Annotated in this window: 27 protein-coding genes and 2 pseudogenes; 17 read left to right on the forward strand and 12 right to left on the reverse strand. The window is 42.7% G+C overall.

The annotated features are described in order from the left end of the window. Positions 1-26: 26 nt before the first annotated feature. Both V7K30_RS28715 and cysS read right to left on the reverse strand, forming a co-directional pair. Positions 27-1,466 (reverse strand): TldD/PmbA family protein, encoded by a 1,440-nt coding sequence (locus V7K30_RS28715; protein ID WP_335005167.1) that lies wholly within the window; start codon positions 1,464-1,466, stop codon positions 27-29. A 97-nt stretch (positions 1,467-1,563) separates the two neighbouring features. Next, on the reverse strand, positions 1,564-3,057 hold the full coding sequence (gene cysS / locus V7K30_RS28720) for a cysteine--tRNA ligase (RefSeq protein ID WP_335005169.1): 1,494 nt from the start codon (positions 3,055-3,057) through the stop codon (positions 1,564-1,566). 135 nt (positions 3,058-3,192) lie between these two features. Between cysS and V7K30_RS28725 the strand changes: the two genes are divergently transcribed. Next, complete coding sequence (locus V7K30_RS28725; protein WP_335005171.1) at positions 3,193-4,290, forward strand: CobW family GTP-binding protein; 1,098 nt, start codon at positions 3,193-3,195, stop codon at positions 4,288-4,290. 101 nt (positions 4,291-4,391) lie between these two features. Here the strand turns inward: V7K30_RS28725 and V7K30_RS28730 are convergent. After that, positions 4,392-4,547 (reverse strand): annotated as a pseudogene (locus V7K30_RS28730) (Rpn family recombination-promoting nuclease/putative transposase); the annotation flags it as partial. A gap of 127 nt (positions 4,548-4,674) precedes the next feature. On the opposite strand from V7K30_RS28730, the gene dtd reads away from it, so the two are divergent. The 3 genes from dtd to V7K30_RS28745 all read left to right on the forward strand — a co-directional run bounded on the left by dtd (position 4,675) and on the right by V7K30_RS28745 (position 6,315). Next, entirely contained in the window at positions 4,675-5,127 is a 453-nt protein-coding gene (dtd, locus tag V7K30_RS28735) for a D-aminoacyl-tRNA deacylase (protein WP_335005173.1), read from the forward strand. Between the two features lie 104 nt (positions 5,128-5,231). Continuing rightward, positions 5,232-5,573 carry a photosystem II reaction center protein Psb28 gene (psb28, locus tag V7K30_RS28740; protein ID WP_335005175.1) on the forward strand — a complete coding sequence of 114 codons (342 nt, stop codon included), beginning with the start codon at positions 5,232-5,234 and terminating at the stop codon, positions 5,571-5,573. 229 nt (positions 5,574-5,802) lie between these two features. Next, positions 5,803-6,315 carry a MogA/MoaB family molybdenum cofactor biosynthesis protein gene (locus V7K30_RS28745; protein ID WP_335005177.1) on the forward strand — a complete coding sequence of 171 codons (513 nt, stop codon included), beginning with the start codon at positions 5,803-5,805 and terminating at the stop codon, positions 6,313-6,315. Positions 6,316-6,650: 335 nt separating this feature from the next. Here V7K30_RS28745 and mraY read toward each other — a convergent pair whose 3' ends face one another. Together mraY and V7K30_RS28755 are read right to left on the reverse strand one after the other, a co-directional pair. Then, positions 6,651-7,742: a phospho-N-acetylmuramoyl-pentapeptide-transferase gene (mraY, locus tag V7K30_RS28750; protein ID WP_335005179.1), complete on the reverse strand. Its 1,092-nt coding sequence runs from the start codon at positions 7,740-7,742 to the stop codon at positions 6,651-6,653. A gap of 80 nt (positions 7,743-7,822) precedes the next feature. Further along, entirely contained in the window at positions 7,823-8,059 is a 237-nt protein-coding gene (locus V7K30_RS28755; protein ID WP_335005181.1) for a DUF3134 domain-containing protein, read from the reverse strand. A 243-nt stretch (positions 8,060-8,302) separates the two neighbouring features. On the opposite strand from V7K30_RS28755, the gene V7K30_RS28760 reads away from it, so the two are divergent. From V7K30_RS28760 to V7K30_RS28775, 4 genes are all read left to right on the forward strand, one after another. Next, positions 8,303-8,887, forward strand: coding sequence for a PAP/fibrillin family protein (locus tag V7K30_RS28760; protein WP_335005183.1), 585 nt, complete (start codon positions 8,303-8,305; stop codon positions 8,885-8,887). Positions 8,888-9,288: 401 nt separating this feature from the next. Then, on the forward strand, positions 9,289-9,504 hold the full coding sequence (locus V7K30_RS28765) for a photosystem I reaction center subunit IV (protein WP_094349537.1): 216 nt from the start codon (positions 9,289-9,291) through the stop codon (positions 9,502-9,504). Between the two features lie 251 nt (positions 9,505-9,755). Further along, complete coding sequence (locus V7K30_RS28770; RefSeq protein ID WP_335005185.1) at positions 9,756-10,658, forward strand: DNA-formamidopyrimidine glycosylase; 903 nt, start codon at positions 9,756-9,758, stop codon at positions 10,656-10,658. A gap of 86 nt (positions 10,659-10,744) precedes the next feature. After that, a complete protein-coding gene (locus tag V7K30_RS28775; RefSeq protein WP_069073167.1) occupies positions 10,745-10,960 on the forward strand; it encodes an NAD(P)H-quinone oxidoreductase subunit O in 216 nt (71 codons plus the stop codon). A gap of 389 nt (positions 10,961-11,349) precedes the next feature. Here the strand turns inward: V7K30_RS28775 and V7K30_RS28780 are convergent, their stop codons facing one another. Both V7K30_RS28780 and V7K30_RS28785 read right to left on the reverse strand, forming a co-directional pair. After that, positions 11,350-11,679: a translation initiation factor gene (locus V7K30_RS28780; protein ID WP_335005187.1), complete on the reverse strand. Its 330-nt coding sequence runs from the start codon at positions 11,677-11,679 to the stop codon at positions 11,350-11,352. Between the two features lie 94 nt (positions 11,680-11,773). Then, entirely contained in the window at positions 11,774-12,268 is a 495-nt protein-coding gene (locus tag V7K30_RS28785) for a hypothetical protein (RefSeq protein ID WP_335005189.1), read from the reverse strand. A 337-nt stretch (positions 12,269-12,605) separates the two neighbouring features. On the opposite strand from V7K30_RS28785, the gene V7K30_RS34435 reads away from it, so the two are divergent. From V7K30_RS34435 to V7K30_RS28800, 4 genes are all read left to right on the forward strand, one after another. Beyond that, positions 12,606-12,836 (forward strand): transposase family protein, encoded by a 231-nt coding sequence (locus tag V7K30_RS34435; RefSeq protein ID WP_442941114.1) that lies wholly within the window; start codon positions 12,606-12,608, stop codon positions 12,834-12,836. Between the two features lie 83 nt (positions 12,837-12,919). Then, entirely contained in the window at positions 12,920-13,162 is a 243-nt protein-coding gene (locus tag V7K30_RS28790; protein ID WP_335005191.1) for a hypothetical protein, read from the forward strand. A gap of 356 nt (positions 13,163-13,518) precedes the next feature. Then, positions 13,519-14,499: a magnesium transporter CorA family protein gene (locus tag V7K30_RS28795; RefSeq protein ID WP_335005193.1), complete on the forward strand. Its 981-nt coding sequence runs from the start codon at positions 13,519-13,521 to the stop codon at positions 14,497-14,499. 110 nt (positions 14,500-14,609) lie between these two features. Then, on the forward strand, positions 14,610-16,118 hold the full coding sequence (locus V7K30_RS28800) for an acyl-CoA synthetase (protein WP_335005195.1): 1,509 nt from the start codon (positions 14,610-14,612) through the stop codon (positions 16,116-16,118). 23 nt (positions 16,119-16,141) lie between these two features. On the opposite strand, the gene V7K30_RS28805 is transcribed toward V7K30_RS28800, so the two are convergent. The 5 genes from V7K30_RS28805 to acsF form a co-directional block, all read right to left on the reverse strand. Then, entirely contained in the window at positions 16,142-16,609 is a 468-nt protein-coding gene (locus V7K30_RS28805) for a hypothetical protein (RefSeq protein ID WP_335005197.1), read from the reverse strand. Between the two features lie 344 nt (positions 16,610-16,953). After that, positions 16,954-19,215, reverse strand: a complete 2,262-nt coding sequence (locus V7K30_RS28810) for a DUF1796 family putative cysteine peptidase (protein WP_335005198.1) — start codon at positions 19,213-19,215, stop codon at positions 16,954-16,956. A 408-nt stretch (positions 19,216-19,623) separates the two neighbouring features. Beyond that, on the reverse strand, positions 19,624-20,055 hold the full coding sequence (locus V7K30_RS28815; protein ID WP_335005199.1) for a type II toxin-antitoxin system VapC family toxin: 432 nt from the start codon (positions 20,053-20,055) through the stop codon (positions 19,624-19,626). Further along, entirely contained in the window at positions 20,052-20,309 is a 258-nt protein-coding gene (locus tag V7K30_RS28820) for a hypothetical protein (RefSeq protein ID WP_335005201.1), read from the reverse strand. The genes V7K30_RS28815 and V7K30_RS28820 overlap by 4 nt, the downstream gene beginning before the upstream one ends. A 280-nt stretch (positions 20,310-20,589) precedes the next feature. Then, a complete protein-coding gene (gene acsF, locus V7K30_RS28825; protein WP_335005203.1) occupies positions 20,590-21,684 on the reverse strand; it encodes a magnesium-protoporphyrin IX monomethyl ester (oxidative) cyclase in 1,095 nt (364 codons plus the stop codon). A 150-nt stretch (positions 21,685-21,834) separates the two neighbouring features. Here acsF and V7K30_RS28830 point away from each other — a divergent pair, with 150 nt between their 5' ends. The 5 genes and pseudogenes from V7K30_RS28830 to V7K30_RS28850 all read left to right on the forward strand — a co-directional run bounded on the left by V7K30_RS28830 (position 21,835) and on the right by V7K30_RS28850 (position 26,705). Continuing rightward, a complete protein-coding gene (locus tag V7K30_RS28830) occupies positions 21,835-22,056 on the forward strand; it encodes a DUF433 domain-containing protein (protein ID WP_335005205.1) in 222 nt (73 codons plus the stop codon). Between the two features lie 323 nt (positions 22,057-22,379). After that, positions 22,380-23,096: a biliverdin-producing heme oxygenase gene (locus tag V7K30_RS28835; RefSeq protein WP_335005207.1), complete on the forward strand. Its 717-nt coding sequence runs from the start codon at positions 22,380-22,382 to the stop codon at positions 23,094-23,096. 161 nt (positions 23,097-23,257) lie between these two features. Next, positions 23,258-24,640 carry an oxygen-independent coproporphyrinogen III oxidase gene (gene hemN, locus V7K30_RS28840; protein ID WP_335005209.1) on the forward strand — a complete coding sequence of 461 codons (1,383 nt, stop codon included), beginning with the start codon at positions 23,258-23,260 and terminating at the stop codon, positions 24,638-24,640. A 900-nt stretch (positions 24,641-25,540) separates the two neighbouring features. Further along, a pseudogene (locus V7K30_RS28845) lies at positions 25,541-25,841 on the forward strand (GlsB/YeaQ/YmgE family stress response membrane protein). A gap of 171 nt (positions 25,842-26,012) precedes the next feature. Then, on the forward strand, positions 26,013-26,705 hold the full coding sequence (locus V7K30_RS28850; RefSeq protein WP_335005210.1) for a manganese catalase family protein: 693 nt from the start codon (positions 26,013-26,015) through the stop codon (positions 26,703-26,705). Positions 26,706-26,743 lie beyond the last annotated feature (38 nt).

Below are 26,743 nucleotides of genomic sequence, written 5' to 3' on the forward strand. Positions count from 1 at the left end.
CTCTTAACTCCTAACTCCTAACTCTTTCAACTTCCTCCACCAAAAACTTCGACATTAGCAAATACACAAACAGGTGAACCATGTCCTACCCAAATGGCCTGATTTGGTTCTCCTTTCCCACAATAAGGAGTACCATACATTTGCCAGTTGTCAGCATTCCCTACTTGGATTAAGCTGTGCCAAAACTCTGGTGTTGTGGCGCGATAGTTAGGATTGCGGAGGGTTTTGGTGAGTTTACCGTTTTCAATTAATTTAGCGTACTCGCAACCAAATTGAAATTTGTAGCGGCGATCGTCAATTGACCAAGATCGGTTAGATTCCATGTAAACGCCGTGTTCTATCCCGCCAATAATGTCTTCAAAGGTGGCGTTTAAAGGCTCTAAATTCAAGTTACCCATGCGATCGATCGCTGGTCGATTCCATGAGGAAGCACGGGCACAGGCAACTCCTGGTACGCCTGCTCTGGCTTGACTCTCCAGACTACCTAAACCCCGTTGGAGTACACCTTCTTTAACCAAATACTCCCGCGTTGCTACAGCACCCGTATCATCAAAGCCATAGCTGGCAAATTCACCAGGCACGGTGGGATCAAAGGTAATGTTCATCAGTGGCGAACCATATACTAGGTTGCCAAAATCACTTTTATTAACGAAGCTGCCCCCAGCATAGTTACGCTCATCTCCCAAAATTCGGTCAATTTCTAGAGGATGCCCGACACTTTCATGGATTTGCAGCATCATTTGGTCTGGGGCTAAAACTAAATTGGTACAGGTAGTTGGGCATTCTTCTGCTGTCAAGAGTTCTACTGCTTGTTCGCCAATTTGCCGCACCCGATGCCATAAGTCTTCTTGTTTTAATAGTTCGAGTCCGCCTTGGTAACAGTTTGCTTGCGAGCCGTTGTTACTGCGCTGCTGTACAACCGCGCCATCTTGGGCAGTGGCTCCGTAATTAGTGCCTATAGATAGTATTTTTTGATAGACTTCTGAGCCGTTGCTGCTAACAAACCAAGATTCTCTCTCACTGGTGCTAGCACTGGCTATAGTTTGCACAATCTTGTCGTCAACCTTCAGTGTTTGGCAAACACGAACCAGTAAATCGTTGATTTCTCCCGGACTCAGAGCATCCAATGGCTCAAGAAATGGAGATTTATATTCACCAACGACTTTAGGGCGCTCACTTTCACGGAAGGGATGTATCCACCATTCACTGGCTGCTAATGCCTGTTTATAGGCTGTTTGGGCAGCGGCTTGTAGGGAAGACAGTTCCAGAGAGTTAGTTGCTGCATAACCCAGACAACCATTGACCAAAACTTCCAACATGGCTCCTACAGTGAAGGATTTGCCGTTTAGTTGGGGTAAGGCGTCACGGACTAAACGGGTAGTAGAAGTCTCCTTTACGGCTCTAATACCGATCCAATCAGCGGGAATGTCGAAACTAGCGATCGCTTTTTTAAGTTCAGACCACATAATTTAGGAGAATGGGGAGTAGGGAGTAGGGAGTAGGGAGTAGGGAATTAGGAAGGGTACAGAGAAGAGGAATTTTCTTTCTACTCCCCAGTACCCTCTAATTCCGGTGCCAGCGTGTGCCATCACGGCTATCAATTAGCGTAATACCTTCTGCTTGAAGTTCGTCACGAATGCGATCGCTTTCGGCAAAATTCTTGCCTTTACGTGCTTCTTGCCTTTGCTGAATTTTAGCCTCAATTTCCGCATCGCTTAAAGCACTACTCGTGTGAGTTTCGACTTTTATCTCGGCTTCTAAACCCAAAACTCCAGCTAATGTAACGAGAGTTTGCCATTGTCGCTGTAACTCCTCTGGTGATGTTTCGGTTTTCCCTTGATGCACAAGAATATTTCCCTGACGACGCAGTTCTTTGGCTAATTCAAACAGCACTGTTAATCCACCAGGAAAATTAAAGTCGTTATTCACAGTTTCTTGGAAACGCTCAACATAGGGATTGGGTACTGGGTATTCGGTACTGGGTATGGGGATATTCCCAGTCCCTAGTCCCCAGTCCCCAGTCCCTAAATCCCAGCCTAATTTTTCACCGTATTGGTAGCCGAAAAGTAAACCTTCTTTAATGGTGTGCCAACCGTTGGTTGCTGCGGCGATCGCTTCATCGCTAAAATCAATTGGTGTGCGATATTGAGCAGTCAGCACAAACAACCGCACTGCCATCGGGTCAACTCCTCGATCCAGCAATTCTCGAATAGTGATAAAGTTGCCCAAAGATTTAGACATTTTTTCACCATCTACTGTCACCATGCCGTTATGCAACCAGTAACGCGCTAGGGGTTTTCCTGTCACAACCTCAGATTGGGCAATTTCATTTTCGTGGTGGGGGAAAATTAAGTCAGTACCACCAGCATGAATATCTATCGTATCACCCAAGCGATCGCGCACCATTGCCGAGCATTCTATATGCCACCCAGGACGACCTGCGCCCCAAGGTGATTCCCAAGCAGGTTCTCCCGGTTTTGCTGCTTTCCATAAAACAAAATCAAAGGGGTCTTTCTTTTTCTGGTATTCTGGATCATCCACGTTGACGCGATCGCTTTTCCCGGCTTGCATATCTTCTAACTTGCGTCCAGAAAGCTTGCCATACTCAGCAAACTCTCGTACTGGATAATACACATCACCGTCAGCAGGGTAGGCAAAACCCTTATTTTCCAATTCATGAATTAACCGCAAAATGCCATTGATTGTGTGGGTAGCACGGGGATACTCATCAGCTTCTTTAATCCCCAACCGCGCCATATCCTCAAAATATGCTTTGATAAAGCGATCGGCTACAGCTTCCATTGATGAATGTTCAACACAGGCTCGATTCAGAATCTTGTCATCAATATCAGTAAAATTTTGAATATATCGCACTTGATAACCGATAAACTGGAGGTATCGGCGGATTACATCCCAAACAATGCAAGCTCTCGCATGACCCAAATGGCAGTAGTCGTACACTGTCACGCCGCAGTAATACATCTTAACCTTTCCTGGTTCGACTGTTTCAAACGGTTCTTGACGACGGGTGAGGGTATTGTAAAGGGTTAGGGTCATAACAGAGTAATGCTGAAATAAGGAGATACGTAATAATAGGGTAAAGCAGCTGGGATGACAGTCCAGCATCCCTATGCTAGTGTTTTCTGGACTATCTGCGCTACATTACTATTTTTTTGACTTGATAACAGCGCTATGCAATCAGCAGTTACACCCGAATCTTCGGCAATGGATACGCCTAAACAAGGAATGCCAGTAACAATTATTACGGGTTTCCTCGGTAGTGGCAAGACGACTTTACTTAATCATATCCTCAACAACCAACAGGGTTTGAAAACCGCTGTTCTAGTCAATGAATTTGGCGAAATTGGCATCGACAACGAGCTAATTGTTTCCACTGGTGAGAACATGGTGGAGCTAAATAACGGTTGTATCTGCTGCACTATTAATAATGATTTGGTAGATGCAGTTTACAAAGTTTTAGAACGCCAAGAAAATCTAGATTATCTAGTAGTGGAAACAACTGGATTGGCAGATCCGCTACCAGTAGCTTTAACATTTCTGGGCACAGAATTGCGGGATTTAACCCGCTTGGATTCGATTATTACCGTAGTAGACGCGGCGAATTATAGCCTAGATTTATTTAACTCTGAGGCAGCATACAGTCAGATTGCCTATGGTGATGTAATTGTGCTGAACAAGACAGATTTGGTTGATGAAGCCACTTTGAAGGAGTTAGAAAGAAAAATTAACGAAGTTAAGGAAGGAGCGAGAATTATCCGCACCACGCGATCGCAAGTGCCACTTCCCTTAATTCTGAGTGTTGGTCTGTTTGAGTCTGATAAATATTTTGACACAGTGGTGGATGAACACGACCATCACGATCATGATGATCATGATCACTCAACATGCGGTCACGATCATCACGATCATGACCATGATCACCACGATCACCATCATTCTGACCATTTAGAAAATGATGGTTTTACTTCCATCTCTTTCCAAAGTGACAAGCCTTTTTCTATTAGGAAGTTTCAGTATTTCTTAGATAACCAGCTACCCTCAAATATCTTCCGAGCGAAGGGGATTATGTGGTTTGATGAAAGTCCGAAGCGTCATATTTTCCACCTTTGCGGTAAACGCTTTACCTTGGATGATGATGAATGGCAAGGTCAATTGAAAAATCAACTTGTGCTGATTGGTCAAAATTTGGATCGTGAGGCTTTAATTACTCAACTCGAAAACTGCATTTGTCTACCTTCAACCTCTCGCGGTAAAGGGTTTGGGAAATAAAAGTTAGGAGTTAGCAGTTAGGAGTTAGGAGTTAAAAGTTTAATTAATACTCGTACTCGTTCCCAGGTGGAACCTGGGAATGCATTCTCAATTGCTCCGCTATCGATTTTGAGCAATATCAGCGCATCGGCGCGGATTGGTTCCAGAGAAAGCTCAGAAGGACTTAACTCAGTCAAGGTGATAGATTCCCCTAACAGCCAACTTGCAAAGTCAGTGGAGAAAGTTTCAGCAAGGAACTTACAAACGTTATCGAACATTAAGAGATTTTATCAGGTGGTAAGCGCTCATTTTTTCTATATTTAGTTTGCGGTTTAAGAATGCGTAGGCGTATCCTGTCGTAGACATCGCTTTAAAATTGAAATATTAATGAACGTTTAGATTAAAATGCGCGTTGTTATTCAGCGAGTTAAATCATCTCAAGTTGCAGTTAACGGTGAAATTGTCGGCAAAATTGGGCGGGGGCTAAATTTACTTGTGGGTATTGCCAATACCGATACTGATGCTGAAATCGACTGGATGGCGCGTAAGTGCTTGGAATTGCGGCTGTTTCCTGACGAGGAAGGAGACAACCGTTGGCAAAAATCTGTACAAGAAATTGGCGGCGATTTGTTAGTAGTCAGTCAGTTTACCCTTTACGGTGACTGCCGCAAAGGTCGCCGTCCTTCTTTTGACCGTTCAGCCGCTCCCCAATCAGCAGAAGATTTGTATAATCGTTTTGTTACCAAGTTAAGATCTAGCGGTTTGCAGGTGGAAATAGGTCAATTTGGTGCAATGATGCAAGTTACAATTGAAAACGATGGGCCCGTAACTTTGTTACTTGAAAAAGAAGCAAATTAAGTATATACACTAGAAAGATGAATAACAGTAGCCTGTAGACCGTGGTGTTCTAATTGATGAGAGAATATTAAATTAACCATCACAAAAGTTTAAATTCATTCATCATGGCGAAAATCCAGTTTTCTAAAGGTCTTGACGAAGAAGTAACACCAGAGGTGCGCCTGACGCGATCGCGCACTGGCGAAAGTGGTACAGCGACGTTTATTTTTACCAATCCGAAGATTTTAGATCAAAATAGCACCGAAGACATTACCGGGATGTACTTGATTGACGAAGAAGGAGAGATAGTTACCCGTGAAGTTAAGGGTAAATTTGTCAACGGCAAACCGGAAGCATTAGAAGCAGTTTACGTGATGAAATCTGCCCAAGAATGGGATCGCTTTATGCGCTTCATGGAGCGGTATGCTGATGAAAACGGTCTGGGACTGAGCAAAAATGAGGCATAAGCTGTCGCGCGTATAACTTGCACTTTTTATGGTCTGGAACCCTTGTTGCAACGAGAACACTCTCGAAAATTAAAGACGCGACAGCTTAGGGCATAGGGCATAGGGCATAGGGCATAGGGCATAGGGCATAGGGCATAGGGCATAGGGCATAGGTAATTATTTTCGTGACCAATGCGGCATTTCCCATGCCCAATTATCCACGATCCGATTAAAAGTTCATGACTGATCTATGACCTCACAACCCCACCCAGACTCGCCTAGAATTACGGTAACTTGTGCTGTGGTTACTGTTAGCGATACACGCACTTTAGAAACAGACAAAAGTGGTCAGTTAATTCAGCAGTTACTCCTTGGTGCTAACCATGCTGTAGGAGCCTACACGATTATTAAAGATGAACCAACACAAATTCAAGGGCAGATAGAAAGTCTGGGTAAAAGCTCAAGTTTGGATGCTGTAATTTTCAATGGTGGTACAGGTATTGCACCAAGAGATACCACCTACGATGCGATTGAGAAGTTACTAGAGAAAACCTTACCGGGATTTGGTGAGTTATTTCGTTTTTTAAGTTATCAAGAAATTGGTTCGCGGGCGATCGCTTCTCGCGCTGTTGCTGGGGTTTATCAAAATAAATTAATCTTCTCGCTTCCTGGTTCGAGTAATGCTGTGCGCCTAGCGATGGAAAAACTGATTTTGCCCGAACTCACTCACTTGGTAAGTCAGGTTTGTAAGGGGGTGAAATGAGTAGCCTTTGAGAAAGTTACGATAAAACTAAGGCATAAGGCACTGAAATCATCCCTTTTATCGTTACATGTTGAGATTACCCAGAATTATAGTAAAACGGATCAAATGTTAATATCAGGTCAGCAATGGAGCCTATTTACTGGAACTGCATAATTGCTCACGGCATCACTGCATTTTCATACTTTGGCATCCCCTATGGCGGATATGCTTTATTCCTGCGAGTCTGAAATTTTCCTTATAAAAAATAACTCCCTGAAGATGTGGGAGTTGTCATTTTGTATTCGAGCAGTATTTCAAACGATTCAGAATGGAGCGATGCCTGGGTTGGGCTGCGCCTACACCAAGCAGATAGCAGCCAATATAGCAGCGATGACATAAAATACTCCAACCACTTGCAATTCTGACCAGCCAGTCAGTTCTAAATGATGGTGTAAGGGTGCCATTTTGAGGAGGCGCTTGCCTTTGCCATCAGGGTCCTTAGTGGCTTTGTAATAACTTACCTGTGCCATCACCGAAAGGGTTTCTACGAAGAAGATACCACTGAGAATGAACAGAGCTACTAAGGTGTTTGTCAATAGTGCTACAGCAGCTAAAGCTCCTCCTAGTGCTAAAGAACCGGTATCTCCCATGAAAACGCGGGCTGGGTTACGATTATGGGCTAAGAAACCTAAGCACCCACCACTTAAAGCCGCACAGAAAACCATCAACCCAGGTGCTGTAGGTGCGACTAGGGCACCTAATGCCAAAAGTGCGATCGCTACTGTTCCTGCTGCCAAACCATCAATACCATCTGTTAAATTAGTCGCATTACTTTCTGCAACTAGCACAAAACCTGCTAGAGGCCAAAATAGGAATCCTAAGGGTAGTGTGAAGCTCACCCAAGGCAAAGCAATATTTGTAATATTAGAAGGTTGATTAAACATCAGCCATAGACAAAACACTGCCGCAAAACCCACCTGTAAAGCCAGTTTGGTTCCGGGAGATATACCTTTATTTGATTTCCGGCGCAGAATTTGCCAATCGTCGAGCCAGCCAATCAATCCGTAGCTGATTGTCAATGCCGAAACTGCAAGCACGTCTTTAGCAAAGTTAGACAAGATACAGGCAATTATCACACCTACAGGTATAAAAAATATACCTCCCATTGTTGGGGTGCCTGCCTTTTTTAGATGGGCTTGGGGGCCATCTTCGCGAATTATTTGTCCAGTTTTGAGTGCTTGAAGTAGGGGTATTACCCAATAGCCCACGACACCTGAACCTAACGCACACAACAGTAGTGGCAGGGTTAACGACATACTTTGCCACGGTAGCCTATTGGCCAACGAATCCAAGAAAAATGCTGTTATACCTAGCCCTACGGCTAATAAAGAGGCTAGAGCGATTCCAGAAATATTTAATCCTTGCTCAGGAGATAATTTAGCGTCCACAGAAATTTCCCTTCACTCCACACTTATAAAACTGAATACTAGGAACTAGGGAATACTACCAAGTCCCTAGCCTGAAAAGGCTAATCCTCAGCGATTCCTATATCGTCATCATCATCAAGGTCGTAGCCAATTCCATCTTCTACACCCATTAGGGAGTCTATTTCTTCTTCGCCATCTTGAAAATCCGGTTCGTGAACGTCACGCGTTATAATCCGACCCTTGTTTTCCAACCAGTCCGACAAAGAGGACTCTTGCTTTAGGGGGATGACATCGGCTTGCTGGTTACGAGGTTCTTCACGTAATGGAGAGTTCAACATATCAACGAAGACAAGAAAAGGTTTACGTAAGTTGACATTTAGAGTCTATCACTTGACACGGATTAATTTAGTTATCTTTTCAACCCTTTAGTTGATAAATCCGCATTCAGATAGAAATTTTTTATTTAATAGGCGTATGGCTTACCTCAAAGCGATTATTCGTAATTTTTATGGCTCTACACATAGGTTATGAATATCTTGTTTATGCTGATGGAAACTGAGTGATTTTAGAGGTGACAGGCGATGATGGGAAAAGCGGCTCTTATAGATGCGATCGCACTTACTAATCGCGGTCTACTAGCGACCCAAGCACAGAAACAGGCTATCTTAGCGGCGATCGCCAATTTAGAAGACTTTAATCCTACACCCCGTCCGGTGGAAGCTAGTAATTTGCTTGATGGCAATTGGCGATTACTATACACCACAAGCAAGGCTCTTTTAAACTTAGATCGTTTACCTTTTTGCAAACTGGGTCAAATCTATCAGTGTATCCGGGTAGAGACTACCAGTGTTTACAACATAGCTGAGATTTATGGCTTGCCTTATCTAGAAGGATTAGTCAGCATTGCTGCTAAATTTGAGCCAGTTTCAGGTCGGCGTGTCCAAGTGAAATTTGAGCGGTCTATTATCGGCTTACAACGTTTAATAGAATACAATTCTCCGGTAACTTTTATCCAACAAATTGAAGCAGGTAGAAAATTTCCGGCGATTGATGTTGCCATAAATAGTGATAAACAGCAAGGCTGGTTAGATATCACCTATATAGATAACGATCTGCGGATCGGCAGAGGTAACGAGGGAAGCGTGTTCATATTGAGTAAAACATAAAGTTTGTGCAAAAATACTGTTCGCGATTGAAGGTACTCTATAACGTTTACCTTGTCAAGTAGGGTCTAATACAATTTTAAATTTGGGATGTGCTAGAGGAGTGGGGAGTGAGAGAGATGAGGGAGATTAGGCAGAAAGAATAACTAATATTCAATGCCCAATACAACTCTTGGAGAGGCTGCGCCTTAAGCGAAGCTATGCCGCAGGCTTTACGGCTTCTCTACGAGACGCACTCGCGTTCGCTCAGTACAAGTGCCCCATGCCCCATGCCCCATGCCCCATGCCCCATACTAAATTCAGACAAATAACTTAACAAAGACTCTTGGTGCGACCTTCAGGTTGTAGAGTGAAATCAATTAGCCCTCTAGATTGGCGATTGATAACTAAAAGGGAAAATAATCATGGTTCAACGTGGTTCTAAAGTACGTATTCTCCGCCCTGAATCCTACTGGTTTCAGGATCTTGGAACTGTGGCTTCCATTGACCAAAGCGGCATCAAATACCCTGTAATTGTCCGCTTTGAAAAGGTCAATTACTCTGGTATCAATACCAACAACTTTGCCCAGGATGAATTAGTCGAGGTTGAAGCACCAAAGGCTAAAGCACCTAAAAAATAGCAGTAAAGCTACAAGGGGGTTGTTTGATGCGATGATGAAGGGTAGTCTTAAGTCTGAAGTATGAAGTCTGAAAATATCAGTTCATTCATTCTTCATCCTAGCCTACTCTAATCTACAAGAAGCCGTCCTGCGGGTATTTACGGTTTCTGTTGGGTAGTAATACGAGCCATCTACGGCTGTGTAAGTTACTGCCCCATCTCTTGTTTATTGAAGCCCCAAGTACATCAAAATTGCCTGCTTAATCAGCTTGAATGCCTGAACTGCCTGAAGTTGAAACAGTCCGAAAGGGTCTAAATCAATTGACCCTTAACCAAGAAATTACGGGTGGAGATGTGTTGCTCGATCGCACCATCGCCTACCCGTTTTCTGTCGGTGAGTTTGTTGATGGAATTAACAAAAATGCGATTGCCACTTGGCATCGTCGCGGTAAATATCTCCTCGCCGAACTCGCTCCCTCATCCTCCTCATCTTCCCCTTCCTCAACCAGTTGGCTAGGAGTTCATCTGCGAATGACCGGTCAACTACTGTGGCTGCATCGAGATGAACCACTACATAAGCACACGCGGGTTAGATTATTCTTTGGGGATCAGCAGGAATTGCGTTTTGTTGATCAGCGTACCTTCGGTAAAATTTGGTGGATTCCGCCTGGTGTTGCTGTAGAAAGTATTATGACTGGTTTGGCAAAACTGGCAGCAGACCCATTTTCACCCGAATTCACTGTCGAATATCTAGCTCTCAAACTCAAAAACCGCCGCCGTCCGATTAAGACTGCGCTACTGGATCAGTCGGTGGTAGCGGGATTAGGTAACATCTATGCTGATGAAGCCCTGTTTAAGAGTGGAATTTTACCTGAAACCTTGTGTATAGATTTGCAGCTAAAGCAAATTGAGCGTTTGCGAACAGCCATAATTCAAGTGTTAGAAACCAGCATTGAGGCTGGTGGTACGACTTTTAGTAATTTCTTAAGTATTAAGGGTGTCAACGGCAATTATGGTGGTGTTGCCTGGGTTTATAACCGCGCTGGAGAACCCTGTCGAGTTTGTGGTACGCCAATTCAACGGATTAGGTTAGCTGGGCGTTCTAGTCATTTTTGCTCCGAGTGTCAAACACTAGGGGGAGTTAGGAGTAGAGACGCGATTAATCGCGTCTGTTAGGAGTTGGGAGTTAGGAGTTTTTACTTCTAACTCGGAACTCTCTTAAAATGCAGATAAAACAATCTATAAATTTAAGAGGGGAATTTATGGCAGTCAAAAAAGGAGATATGGTTCGCGCTATCCGCGAAAAACTGGAAAACAGTCTGGAAGCAAAAGCCAGTGATAGTCGCTTTCCTTCTTATTTGTTTGAAACCAAGGGCGAAATTGTAGATGTCAAGGGTGATTACGCTCTGATTAAGTTCGGGAAAGTACCAACACCAAACGTTTGGTTACGTGTGGATCAACTTGAAGAGTTTAAATAATGAAACGCCCTTAGAGTGAAGTCCTTACAAGCCATATCCCGCCCTGTACTGAAGTACGGTGGCTCATAGCTCAAGTCCACTTAAAGTGGACTGAAATCTTTGCTTAGTCCTCTTCAGAGGACTTTAGCTATTAGGAGGAGAATTTGATTCCCCTCTGGGATGACAACGAAGCACCTGATTTGGCAAATGTGGGTAATCGTAAGCTTTTTAAGGGGGTTGGGGGATCTGAGTGCGTAAGTTATGTGTGTAAATTTTGAATTGTGGTGAATTTTTTGCAACCTTGAAATAGCAGCAAAAACGAAAGGCAGTAGGTTAAAATCCCACTGCCTTATTTGTTATTCCAAAATTTATCACCCTATGAAAACCAACATTACAATATTAGTTTCGCGTTAACGGCGGGAATCCTGATCTGCGGGGTCCCCGTAGGGGTCTTCGCTGGCTGGGCGGACGTTGCCAAACTCCCCTTGGTCTGCGGGATCGCCATAGGGGTCTTGACTGGCTGGGGTGACGTTGCCGTAAGACGGGATATCTGCGGGGTCGCCATAGGGGTCTTGACTGGCTGGGGTGACGTTGCCGTAAGATGCCGGATCTGCGGGATCGCCATAGGGGTCTTCGCTGGCTGGACGGACATTGCGATCGCGGAATTCGGCATCTTCAGGTTTATCGCTATTCGACCCTAAGAGGAAATCCTTCGCCTTTCGCAAAAAGTCATCTACCATGATCTGTCTCCTGATTTAAGTTCGTGTTTCCGACGTGCGCGATCGGCGTTATCCTCCGAGAAACCCGCTTTAGATTTACACACGCTTCGCTGATCTAGAGTGCCGGAGCTGCGGATGAACTTATGCCACTTAGATCGCGACCTGAGGAACTTCCGTTATAGCCTTGGAATTGCCGATATTGTTGCGCCTCAGATTCCGGCACTCGAATTCCTTCTGATGGTGCAGTTACCCAGTGAGCGCGATGTTCAGCATCGCGGTAGTATACACGCCCGTTTTTGGAAAGATAGTACTTACCTTGCGCTCCTTCTTTTGAAGCATTTTTATGCTGGTTGTAGACGTAGTAAAGTGCCGCAGCTCCCGCCAAAAGTGCCACTTTTTGCCCCGTACCCAATCCCTTCTTAGCTTCGGGTTGGTTTGTAGCGTTGCGATCGCTCACTGTTCTACCAATACTATCATCAACAGGTGGTGGTGTTGAAGCATTTCGGGAACCTCCTCCGCAGCTACTCAGCAAGGGTACTGTTAGCAATGCTGAAAGCAGCACTGCAAATAGACGCGAAACTACTTTACGTTCTTTATATATTGTGTTCATCGGATTTCATCATCACCTGTATTTGCTAAAAGCTTTGCTGTTGCAAAAACAAAGTTGGAATTCCTGTTATTTCGCCTGGAATTGAAAAAACATCTACCACTCAATTTACAACTGCACAGCTACAGCGTTTCTCTATCATCATGATCGATTTTCTCAAGTATTCCATCCTGCCTTTGAGAGAAACTGCATTCATCCTAAGGAAATATCTTTAGGACTTATGCACAAGAGATCCCCTAACCTCCTTAAAAAGTTGGCTCTTTGGTTCTCCCCTTTTTAAGCAAGGCTGTTTCATTCCCTAAAACAGGTAAAATAGCAAGTGTTGAGGGGATAAAAGATCATGGGTACAAATCTGATTGAACAGCTGCGGGTTGTAGAAGATTTTAGAACGAAAGATGGTCAAAGGCATCCACTCTGGTTGGTATTACTGTTTGTAATAATGGGCACTATGAATGGATACGTCGGGTATCGTGTATGGGGAGATTTCGTCAAACGGCATCGTTGGAAATTGATAAAAACATTTGAAATACAAAAACATGGTATTCTTTATCACTCAACATCACACGTGTAGTGATGGAAGTAGACTTTGATAAACTGGTGAAAATATTTCATCAGTGAGCGCAGAACTAGGTTTATTTAGGCGAATCAGAATGGTTGAGCGCAGATGGTAAAAGTATTAAAGACGCAGTTCAAAACTACAATTCATCCAGTCAAAATTTTGTCAGCATAGTATCGGTATTTGCGAGTACAAGAGGACTTATTTTAGACATAAAAAAATTGGACAACAAGGAGGAGGGTGAAATCCAAGTTGTACAAAACTTAATTACAGCTTTGGATATCGAATGTGCTGTATTCAGCTTTGATTGGCTACATTGCCAAAAAAAACTTGCTAGTTAGTTATAGAAAGTGGCAACGATTACGTAATTGCCTTTATTGATAATCAACCAAAATTACATCGTCATATTCAACGCATTGCTGCCTTTCATAAGCTGCTTCCATCACAACTGCTCAAAGATTTGTCTCTAATGATATTGACGAACTTCTTGCCCTTGTAGGATGAAACAGCCCTGCTTTTTTAAGGGGGGTTGGGGGGATCTTCCGGGATAAAATATCACTAACACCAAGCGGATTGCAATATCTCTATTCACCGTCATAAATGGTAGGCTTTGACATTTTATGTGTAGTTGTAGTCAAATAAATTATCGCTCAAAATGAGTCACCGTATTTTCTCACGACTCAATTAGGATTGCTATATGCTAATTCTTCTCACTTTTTATCCAGATAACCTGGAATTATTCACCAGTAGGGATGTCGATACGGTACTGAAAAGGATTGACGGTTCTCACAATATATGGTTGCGCTGTATTCACTTCCGCGATCGGACTGGAACGGCCAAAATTATCAAGCACTTTGGACTCAATCCATCACGTGTTAATATGATTTTCAACCATTCCCCTTTAGGAATTGATGAAGACATAGAAGATTGTTTATTTGACAGCTATGAAATTCTAACTCCTCAAATAAAAAATCATGAGCTTGAAGCTGCGCGTGGCAATATTGTGGTTGGAAATAATTTTATTATCACCTTTGAAATCACTGAACTAAAAATATTAAGCATTCTAGCTAATAATCTGCAAAAGCGAACTTTAGATATTCAAAAGTGGGGAATGGACTATCTTTTTTATCTAATTTTTAAAGATGTCTTGAATAATTACGATACTGTATTTGACTATATTTCTAGAAAACTTGATGATTTAGAAGATGAAGTTTTAGAGAATTCTGGTGATGAATCAACGTACAAAAAAATTGCCACGATGAGGCAATCTACTCGTTCTGGACGCCGTAATTTTCAAAGTATCAAGTTACTTATGGTTATTATGGAGCACGAAGATTTCCAATGGCTCACCCAACCAGTGAAAGAACTATTCAATCAAGAATTGGTTCATCACGTTGATAAACTCTGGCAAGAATATCAAGCTCTGAGAGCCTGGATGTCAGAATTAATGGAAATTCAACGCGATAATATCGCTAGCAAAACCGGTGAACGAATTAATCGCCTGACTATCCTCTCGACCATATTCTTACCAATCACTTTCATGTCTGGTTTCTATGGTATGAACTTTAAATATATGCCGGAATTAGAGCAACCTTGGGCTTATCCTGCTGTGATCTGCGTGATGGCATTAATTGTGATTGGTAGTATTGTCTATGCTAAAAAACAACGTTGGTTGTAGCATCTATTAAGTTACAGACTATTGCCGGAACAGTAAAATTTACATCTCGTTTGGCATTGCTATATGCTTTCAGTAAGTAGACTGAATCAACCCTAAATCGGTAAATAAACGTGAATCTCCCATTGATTATTCGTGCTGAAAAACACAACGAGAAAATAGCTATTCTCGTTCCGAGAGGCTGCACCAACGCTACAAACGATGGAGCATTTACCTATCGGGATTTGCTCCACACTTCCAGTCAAATAGCGACAGGTCTTCTTCAGAATACAGAAGATTTACAGGAGGAGCGAGTTGCCTTTCTTATCCCGCCTGGGTTTGAGTACGTAGCCACTCAATGGGGGATTTGGCGGGCTGGTGGCATAGCTGTACCTCTGTGTATTTCGCACCCGCGACCAGAATTGGAGTATGTAATTACAAATTGTGGAGCATCGATTATTGTTGCCCATCCCAATTTTGAGGCTATACTACGAGCGATCGCTACTGAACAAAATTTGCGATTTATCCTCACCTCAGAAACGCTCCCATATAATGTTGGTCGCCTCCCAGAGGTAGATATCACTAGACGCGCCTTAATTCTCTACACAAGCGGTACAACAGGTAAACCGAAGGGTGTGGTTACGACTCACCAAAATATTCAAGCACAAGTGACTAGCTTAATCACCGCTTGGGAATGGACATCTAATGATCGCATTTTACATATACTGCCTATACATCATATTCATGGAATTGTCAACGTCCTGACTTGTGCTTTATGGGCTGGGGCGGAGTGTCATATGTTGAGCAAGTTTGATACCGAAACCGTTTGGAACCGAATTTGTGACGGTGACTTAACCCTATTTATGGCAGTACCAACGATTTATGTAAAGCTAATTGCGACTTGGGAAACTGCCTCTAAGGAACGCCAAAAAAGTATGTCAGAAGGCTGTGCTAAGATGCGTCTGATGGTTTCTGGCTCGGCAGCGTTACCAGTTCAAGTTTTAGAAAAGTGGCAGACCATCAGCGGCCATTTTCTGCTTGAGCGCTATGGCATGACTGAAATTGGTATGGCGCTATCGAACCCTTTAGACGGTGAACGGTTGTCTGGATATGTAGGAAAGCCTCTGCCTCAAGTTGAAGTGAGATTAGTGAATGAGAGTACAGAGTTAGTCCCAGCAGGAACACCAGGAGAGATCCAAGTTAAAGGCCCCGGAGTCTTTCTAGAATATTGGCAAAACCCCCAAGCAACTGCCAAAGCCTTCCAAGATGGCTGGTTCTGTACTGGAGATACCGCCGTAGTTGAAAACGGTAACTACCGCATTCTGGGCCGGATGAGTGTAGATATCATCAAAACGGGAGGGTATAAAGTTTCAGCTTTAGAAATTGAAGAAGTATTGCGATCGCATCCAGATATTCAGGAATGTGCAGTGGTTGGGGTTGCCGATTTAGAATGGGGTGAACGGGTTTGTGCGGCGTTGGTATTGCAAGGTTCACAACCTTTAACATTAGAAGCTTTCAGGAGTTGGGCAAAAGAGCAATTGGCTGTCTATAAAGTGCCAACCCAAATTCTGATAGTTGAAGAATTACCGCGCAACGCTATGGGGAAAGTGACCAAGCCGACAGTGGTTGAGCTATTTTGCTGATAGCGATCGTAAAATTATGAACATTAGGATGACAAGTGATCCAAATCAAGTGGATCACTCTCAATATACTCTTTTGCTGTCATGTCTTCCAAAGCTACTACCGAACCCTCTACAACTTGGAATCGTCCAGATTCAGGGATTAATTGCAACCACTGTTTGAGAAATTGCTCCCATCCTATTCCCTCAAATTGATTCTGTTCCTCGTCTCGAATAAACCAAAATATTAGTCGAACTTCAGAGTTATTCCATGAAGGTTCTGCACGCACTCTAATTTCGCGTAAGGCAGGAAGTGCTTCTCCTTCAGTGTTAGATTTATCATGCTTATCTCGCAGACGGTTTTGAAGCTTTTTAGCAAAGTCGGTGAAGTCGTCAGGGAAAGCAAATCGAGCACGTTTTCGTGTTAATGCTTGCCCAAATGCTCTAATCTCTTGATCGTTGCGACATCCTGGCTCACGCTCCCATTCTACAATCACAGCCTTCTCTAATGTCATCCCACGATCGAGGTCAGCAACAAGATTAAATTTTGCAACATTTCTTCTCTAGTTGTAGTTATGTTTGTAAGCCGCATTATATCTAGGACTTACGCATTGACAGAAAAGACCAAGTATGGGTGATTTGAAAAACCACATTCATCGTCGGGGCAATTCATGAATTGCCCCGACGACGCGGGTCTACTTACCATCCATGAATTGATTAATAAAAACCTGAAACGGCGTATTTACGTTCATACACAACATGATTATTTTGTACAGTGCGTAAGTCCTAATATCGAAGGGCTTGAGTCGTGGAAAAGCGTTGGCGCAGACCGCCGCAGGCATCGCCCCTAACTAATTTCTCACCCCTTCGGTGTTTTGGGCGGACACCAAAAGAGATTTTTACTAGATACCCCAAGGGATTCCAGAATTCCTCGCATCACCTCTGTGCAATACATCCAGTGTCCCAAATCGTCGTACATGCGATCAGGATTAAACTCCACATTGTAATGCAGCACATTGGGAAGGTCTAAAAACTGATCATCGCTTTGGGGAGAAAGAAGCAAGAGATGAAATGGCTTCCCTTGGCATTGTTTTTCCAGCTTGTTGACCAGATCAATCACACCACTGCGATCGCTAATTCCTGTGCGAACAAAAAGCACTTTGTCGCAGTGCCGCAGTGCGTACCAAAACCTTTCAGAGCGTGCCGTGTAGCGAACGCGCATCCGTTCATGGACGGGAGACATATCGCTGGTTGGGTCGTCTGTCTCCTCAACTTCATGGGCAAAGGATAGACCTGACCACTTACTATGATAGATTCTGCCTGCATCGGGGCTGTAGTGCAGGAAGGCAGGGTTCCACATATCATGAAAACCGTTTTCGATCGCATCCGCAACATCTGCAATATTGGTGGTGCGCGTTAGATCAAACGGAAAGGCGGGGCCATCGTACTCCATCTTATACAGCATCATACGGACGGCACAGCGATCGCCAAGGGGAAGAATGGCCACACGGCTGATATCCGCTAATTTGCATTTGTATTGGAAAAACACCGCTGACTTGGGTGGTGCTTTCACCCGGCTTTCTAGCCCATTGTTACCAATCATCATGGAGCGAAAGGGGACATCGGGATAAAGCGGATCTTCATAGACACCCGATGGCATAGCTTTAAGTGCTAGGCAAACCTCCGTCCACATCGGCTGGATATTGTACTCGTTGTCTGATTCATTGATCACCCAGAGGTGGCGCTCGTCCGCTTGCAAAATCCCCAGATGCCCGTCATAGAACAAAACTTGTGAGTTGTTCGGCGAAAAGAGATTGAAGGCGGCGCTATATTCTAGAGAGGCACCAGGGGGGATGTCTACTGTGGTTGCGATCGCGCCATCCTCTTGCACGGCAAAGAAGGGGAGCGTTCTTGGCTGGGTATCTTTCGCAATGTAAATACCTGGGATCAATCCAGCCTGACTTTGCAGTGCAGTTTGTAGTTCTTGCCAATCAGGAGCGATCGTGTAGCTGTATTGTGATGGATTAATGATCCGTAAATGCTTCTCATCGATACAGACAGAGACATGAAAGCCCGCATTGTCAAAGTAGATGGGAAATTCATTCGGTTGCCGGAAGCGTTGTTTTTCTTTTGCCAATTCGTTTTTGTCGGTCTCGAATAGGTGCTGATCGATCTGCTGATACATGAGGCTGTGACCGACCGTGTTCGGGTGAGCCGGGTCGAAGGATGTCCCTGCTTTCCATCGTCCTTGTCCATCATCCACGGCTGCCAACCAATCTAGTACAGTCACGCCCCAAGTTAGCATCCGGTTGTGTGTGCCTCGGATCAGCCAGTAATGTTCTAGGGAATAGTCGCCATTGGGATAGACTCCGCCCAGAATCGGAATTGCTCCGATGTCGCGCGTCATTTTCACCAGCTGCTGCAAGCCACTTTCAAACCGTCGCTGTACTCCCCGCCGTTCGTGAGGGGGACAGTAGGCTAACCCTTCGTTCCCCAGAGAGAGGGCAATGATCACAACATCTGGTTGTTTTGGGGTGACAACTGCGGGAAATCGAGCGATCGTTCTGCTGACATTCGCCCCCACCTCCGACACATTCACGAGTTTATGCCCATATTTTTGCTGTAAAGCCTCTGCCAACAACCAGACCCAACCTTTCAAAAACCAGGCTTTATGACCTAATGCGACGGAACTCCCAATGACCACGATTTTGAGTCTCTCAGCCCCTTCTTCCACGGGCATCCTGACAGCCGATTTCTCAATGTATCCAAAGGGGTAAGGTTGTAAATAACCGAATGCGCCATCATCCACAATAATCGTGCTGGAATGATTATTGGGATCAATGGGTATCCAACGGTTTGTATCTAGAAAGCTCTCCCATCGGGCGTTGCCGTTTGCATCGAGACGTATGTACTTGTATTCAACTCTCTGGCGATCGCCTGACTCCAAAGACGGCTGAATGTCAATTTCTTCTATATCTGTCCACCATAAAGGATAGCGATCGCCACTTGTACGTAGGTGGACACATTTCATGATGTCCCACAGTCCTAACTCTGGAGTAGAACCGACTAGACCGATGGATTCACCCGTTTGCGTGTATGCACTGATCTGGAATCGATACATAGAGTTTATCCTGATTTAGTGAGTACGATACCAAACAGTCAGGCTGAATCCTTAAACCTGTTTTGACAATATCACATAGAACTCTTAACAATCCGGTATTAATCTTGCGAAGTCTACTGAGGCTCTGATTTACATCACCCAAAGCTACAGTGGTCAAGCTTTTCAAAAATTAAATCGGATTTTTATAGAAGATTTAATACTGATTAAATAAAAGATATTGCATTCCAAGTCTTGGCACAACCAAGAACAAATCAAGAAAAGGATAAGATTAAGTTAAATTTTTCCTTCAATACCACTGAAATACGTAAATATTTGGTAGCGAACGCTATCTATTCAAGTTAACCAATATTTACAATAAATGCGAACTGGCTCTGCGTCGGAGAACGCATTGACTTTATCTTTTTGTCATCATCCTGATTGCGGAATAAATACACGCTCAAACTGTTTTTGGCGATAACGTCGGTAGATATCAAAATCACTATCTAAAGTGGCGATCGCACGAATGTCTAACCGTTCGGAAATGGCAATTAGACTTAAATCTGCAAAATCTCCTGGCAAGTCTGCATATTGAGCATTTAGTTCAGCAATCCGAGTGAAATCTTGTGGCAATAGAGGTACACATTCGTAGAGTTCCTTCGCCAGATCCAACAAAAATTCATTTTGAGTCCGCCAATTAGAACTGAGTAACCACATAACCTCCGTAACACAGCTATGAGTAGTAATTAACCGACTGGTACAATCTTCTAAAAAGCGACAAACTTCTAAATGATAGTTATCGGCAGCACTGTAATAAGCCGTTAAAATCCCACTGTCGATTAGGGTAAGCGGATGATAAGTCATGAGTGCCGATGCTTGAGATAATCAGTGAGCGCCTGTTTTCGTGTCGCTCGTTCCGACAAATCAGGGGGTGCATCCTGTAAGAGATGCTGAGGATGTCCCCCTCGTCTTTCAACAAACGTCCTATCTAACTTGAGGGTTAACCATCGTTCCTTGATCAGGCGTTTAATGAGTTCACTGCGGTTTATATTTCGTTCGTGACTTAGAATATCGGCTAATTGTTGCTCGGTTTCAGGATCTAATCTTACAGACAACATTATTTGTATTACTTGTATGACATATACAAAAATTATAGCCAATTTGAATAGTGATCGATAAATTTTCAAGTGCGATCGCCGCTCTTGTAGGGTGCGTTACACTTCGTTAACACACCATTTAATTATCAATTTGCATCAGGCTGATCAGAAGCGCCTGAAACGACCAAATCTCATAATACACATTATGCTTAATTTCTACAGTGCGTAAATCTTAATAGAATTTCAGTGAAGAGATTCCCAAAGTAGACTTGTAGATGCAGTTTATGTATGCAGTTACCAGTTAATGAACTGTCCCTCTTAATGATTCAGCATCAACGGGTTTGATTAGGTAAGTCTGCAAAAGATGCCCAACAATGGAGGCTATCAAGGGTAACTTTTGGCAGAATTTGATAATTTGTGAGCGTAGCTTGCCGCCGTAGGCATCGCTGTTGTTAATCTCTGCTATTTTCAGATTAAGGTCAGAACACTGCTCTAACCGTCGGAAAAACTCTGGGTGATTTGTATTCAAAATCAACGGAAATGCCCGTGCAGCAGTGTTATTCGTCTCTTCAATCACTCTGGTATTATATTCACGCGGGTCTATCCCAATGGATTGATAAAAGGTTGCGCGTTCAAATACTGTCAAGGTGTGAGTTGCAAAAACACTCAGCAAAAAGAAACGCACCCACAATCTAGCTCTCCAATTGTTCCATAATTGAGGTTGCGATCGCAGCAGCGCTTTGAAAAAATCTCCATGTCGATTTTCATCCTGACACCAACTCTCAAACTTACGAAACAGTGGATAAATTTGGTGTTCTGGATGTTTTTCCATGTGGCGATACACCAAGATGTAGCGCCAGTAGCCAATTTTCTCGGATAGGTAGACTGTGTAAATAATCCACTCTGGCGGAAAGAAGGTATAAGTGCGATTTTTGGTTAAATAACTTAAGTCGAGGGAAAGATTAAAATCTGCCATTGACTTATTCAAAAATCCCGCATGGCGTGCTTCATCCCGTGCCATAAAATTAAAGGCATCCGCTAAAATGGGATTGCGGTTTTTCAGACGGCGCGATAATTCTTTGAACAGTAGAAATCCCGAAAACTCTGACGTACAAGAACGTTCCAAAAAGTCAATAAAAGCGACGCGTGTTTCCCCATCAATGTGATCCCAACACTGTTTAAATTCGTCATCACGGACAAAGTGATGACGGTTATAGTCAGTTCGTAACTCCTCTACAATTGCCAGTAACTCTGCTTCCTGCGCCGAAATATCCAACTGCGCCGCAGCTTCAAAGTCAGTGGTGTAAAACCGGGGTGTTAATAATGTTTCTTGAACAGGCGCTTTTATACCTGCTTTTAGCAACTCAGATTCGGGGGTTTCCAGAGACTTAACCATGAGAATCCTTTAATTATTTCATCCTTTAAAAGTTATATAACCATAAATCTACTATTGAGGACATCAGTTAAATTATTGAAAGTAAATTGTGAGAAATAAGCTCACCGCCTAAGCTAGACTTTGTGCATAACTAATCACACTTTATGACTTTTGCTACATGCAAATACCTTGACGATGGATATCCAAAAGATTTTACGTGACCGACGAATTATTCACTCTGATCCAGAGATAATGAGCGGAACTCCAGTCTTTGTTGGAACGAGAGTTCCATTGCAAAGCTTTTTCGACTATCTCGAAGGTGAAGCAGGTTTAGCCGAATTCTTAGAAGATTTCCCACATTTGCAGGCTCAGGTATTACTAGTTAGTTCCTAGCTCAGTTACGTTGATTAACGATGCAGGAGAAGTTACAGCTTTCAACCTTGGTACTGGTTAGAGATAGAAATTGTATATTCATACTCCTAAATCGTCAAACAATAAATAAATATTAATATCTTCATAGTTATATATAAATTAATAGTTAAATAACTTTAGGAGAAATAAAAATAGCTGGGATTTGCATCGGCAGTGGTACTTGCTGGATAGAGTGATGCAGATCCTCTCTAAACGTAGAATAACAATCTTTTAGCTAGCACTGGTAGGCATCCTGAGTCGGTGACTGCCCAGAAACCTTGCGCTTGAACATGAAGGAAGCAACAATGAGTAGTAATCTCGCCATCAAACTGCGCTCTGGAACTCAACAAGCCCACACATCAGCAGAAAATGTGGGATTCATGAAATGTTTTCTGAAAGGGGTTGTGGATAGAGACTGCTTTGCCAAGTTTTTAAGCAACTTGTATTACGTCTACAGCGAACTAGAAGCAGCATTAGAGAGCCATGTAGACCATCCTGTGATTACTGCGGTTTATTTCCCCGAACTTAATCGCCAATCCTCGCTCGAAAAAGACATGGTGTTCTATTATGGGGGTAATTGGAGAGAGCAAGTTACACCCTCATCCGCTACCCAAAAGTACATTGACCGCATTCGGGAAATTTCTGCTAGTGAACCAGCCTTATTGCTAGGTCATGCGTACACTCGCTACATGGGCGATCTTTCTGGGGGTCAAATGCTACAAAAAGTTGCTCAGTCAGCCCTAAAGCTTTCTGGTTATGAAGGTACATCCTTTTACAATTTTGAGCAAATTCCTGATAAAAAGGCATTTAAGGATAAGTATCGTCAGGCATTAAATGCATTATCCATTGATGATATAACAGCAGAACGGATTGTTGCTGAAGCTAATAATGCCTTTGGGTTCAATTTACAGATGGCTCAGGAATTAGAGGGAAGTTTAATTAAAGCACTCGGTCAAGTTCTGTTTAATAGCCTCACTCATTCTCAGAATTCAGGTAGCACCGAAATAGCTGCGGCTAATTAATTTTGTCATTTGTCATTTGTGATTGGGCATTGGTTATTAATTATTTATTCTCCCCACTCCCCACTCCCCACTCCCCACTCCCCACTCCCCACTCCCCACTCCCTACTCCCTACTCCCCACTCCCCACTCCCCACTCCCCTCATTCATTGGAAAGCAACTCAATGGTTTTTCTATTACCTGGTGTCAAGTTTGATCTCGATCTGATCCAAAAGTACGATACTCGCGCACCCAGATACACCAGTTACCCACCCGCTACAGAGTTAAGCGAAACATTCACTGAAACTGATTTTAAGGCCGCGATCGCAGCCTCGAATCAACGCCAAACTCCTCTTTCTTTATATTTCCACATCCCCTTTTGCCAGAGTGCTTGCTACTTCTGCGGCTGTAACACCGTAATTTCCAACAATAAGAATATTGCTAAACCTTACCTGGAGTCTTTGGTTCAAGACATCAAAAACACCGCAGCCTTAATCGATCCAGATAGAAAAGTGCTGCAAATCCACTGGGGAGGTGGTACTCCTAATTACTTGGATCTTGACCAAGTAGAATTTTTATGGAAAAACATCAATCGCTATTTCAACATCGCTCCAGAAGCAGAAATCTCAATTGAAATTAATCCCCGCTATATCGATAAAAACTACATTTTCTTTCTGAGACAGATTGGGTTTAACCGGATTAGCTTTGGCATTCAGGATTTTAATCGCCAAGTTCAGGTAGCTGTAAATCGTGTCCAGCCTGAAGAAATGCTATTTGATGTCATGAGTTGGGTCAAAGAAGCTAAATTTGAAAGTGTGAATGTAGACCTAATTTATGGTTTACCCTATCAAACCCGCGAGACATTTCGGGAGACGGTGAAAAAGACAATTGAATTAGATCCTGATCGAATTGTTGTCTTTAACTTCGCCTATGTACCGTGGCTCAAACCGACGCAAAAAAATATTCCTCAAGAGGCACTACCCCCAGCAGAGGAAAAGTTAGAGATTCTGAAAATGACCATCGAAGAATTGACGAATAACCAATATCTATTTATTGGTATGGATCATTTTGCTAAAACTAATGACGAACTAGCGATCGCTCAACGTAATGGCACTCTCAAACGCAATTTCCAGGGCTACACTACCCACGCCCAGACAGAACTATTTGGTTTTGGTGCTACATCTATCAGTATGCTAGAAGATGCTTATGCTCAGAACCACAAGGAATTAAAAGATTATTATCAGACCCTTGCAGTCGGTGCTTTACCTGTTAGTAAAGGTATTAAGCTGACTCCAAATGACATCATCAGACGGGATGTGATTATGGGCATTATGTCTCACTTTCAGCTTCATAAGCAAGACATTGAAAACAAATATCATATCAGCTTTGATGAATATTTCTCTGAGGAGCTAGAGGCGTTAAAACCGCTAGAAGCCGATGGTTTAGTCAGGTTATCAAAAAATCACATCCAGATTACAGATATCGGTAGATTACTAGTAAGGAATATTGCCGTCATATTTGATACTCACACAAGAACGCGAGAGACAAAATTCTCCCGCGCCATTTGATATCGCTTCTACAAATTTTGGCTACATATTATCTCCTCAATTTACCTTAAAAATAACGGTTGAGGGGATTTAATATGTTGCAATTTTAAAAAAATATTGTGAGCAAGTTGTGCTGTAAAATATAATAAGATCCTGTGAAAATATGAATTTTAAAATCAACTATTAGTAATTATCACAAAGTTATAGGACAATACGCTTGTGTTAAGGATAGTTGTAGGTTGGGTTGAGGAACGAAACCCAACAAACCAGCGTAGGTTGGTTTTGGTTTTTGGCTTTAACCCAAGCGTATTGAGTTATAGGACTCATATTTGATTTTTGAAATACACGTAGGATGTTAGCGAAACGTAACGCACCGTCTGAAGGCTTTGGTGCGTTACGCACTCCGTCCTAACGCACCCTACATATACTTAGATTTTTTCACGCAATCAAATCGGATTGCTATATTACCTAATTTTAATTATGAAAATTGCAACTTAGGCAGATCATCTATATTTGAAATAAAAATTTTGCAAAAATTCTGATTGATTATTTATCTATTATTAAAAGATAATCAATGATGAACGCTAACGAAACCGCTAGAGATTTTGATGAGCTATATCTTAACGCATCACCAAAAAGTTAGATGATATTTTTTTCCATCTAAAGATAGATATAACAAAATATATATTAGACGTGTCTAGTTCTACAGTAAATAAGGTCTAGGCTTATGTATTCAATAATTCCTGATTTATCTGGCAAAACTTTCGCTTAACATCTTTATGCTATAAATGCCAATCCTCATCCAAATATTTATGTAAACTTTTTTGTCTAACTTTTGGATTTAGCATTTATCCCATGTGGTAGAAAGAATTTTGAATCAGAGTTGATAACTTAGATACAGGTGAGATTGTTGAGGTAGTTATGAGTATTATTGCTTGGGTAGTTTTAGGACTTTTGGCAGGCGCGATGCCTACGGCGGGCTTACGGCTACGCTAAAGCTATTTATCCTGGCTATCAAGGTGGTGGGATTCTCTCTACAATGATTTTGGGTATCATTGGTGCCTTCATCGGTGGAACTCTGTTTACCTTACTACGAACAGGAACTCTGCAAATTACTGCTGCTGGCGCTGGTTTAACTCTTCCTGGTATTTTAGCGGCTGTGCTCGGCGCAATTGTTGCTATTTATCTATGGGGATTAATCAGAATAAGTAGCAATGCCTAATCTTGATTAGCGGTTATCAATACCGATATGACTACTATATTTTATTAGTCTTCTAGTTCACCAGTTTGAGAAGCTATAAAACATCAAATTAGCTCTGTCTGGAAAAATACTAGGCGACAATAAAATAGCCGATCCTTTCTGGAACATCATCATTTTTGGACGTGTAAATCTATGTTTTTTCACAAAAAAGAGCCTATTCATGCAGTTAACGTTACTGAAGCAAACCCTCGTTTTGCACAGTTGCTTCTAGAGCAGTTTGGCGGAGCTACTGGAGAACTTAGCGCAGCTTTACAATATTGGGTTCAATCATTCCATGTTGAAAATGCTGGAATAAAAGATATGCTTCAAGACATTGCTATCGAGGAATTCGGCCATTTAGAAATGGTTGGTAAACTCATCGAAGCTCATACCAAAAATGTGGATCAAACAGAGGCTTATAAGAGTACTCTCTTTGCAGTTCGAGGGGCTGGTCCTCATTTTCTAGATAGCCAGGGTAGTGCTTGGACTGCAACTTACTTGAATGAGGGTGGAGATGTAGTGCGTGATTTAAGAGCTAACGTTGCAGCAGAAGCTGGCGCTCGTCAGACTTACGAAGCATTGATTAAGTTGGCAACTGACAAAGGAACTCAAGAGACTTTAGTGCATCTGTTAACACGAGAAATTTCTCATACCCAGATGTTTATGAAAGCTCTAGATTCACTGGGTAAGTTGACAGATCCATTCTTTGGTAATATTAAGCCAGATGAAACTGTTGCTCTCTATTACAACCTATCTACAAACGGAGATGGTAAAGATGAGCGTGGTCCTTGGAATTCTGAACCAACATTCAAATACATTGCTAATCCGCTAGAAAGCCACTCTTAATTCCATAAGTTGATTTGAAGCAAAGAGATTTTTGGCAG

The organism is Nostoc sp., from assembly GCF_036917655.1.
Lineage (GTDB): Bacteria > Cyanobacteriota > Cyanobacteriia > Cyanobacteriales > Nostocaceae > Nostoc.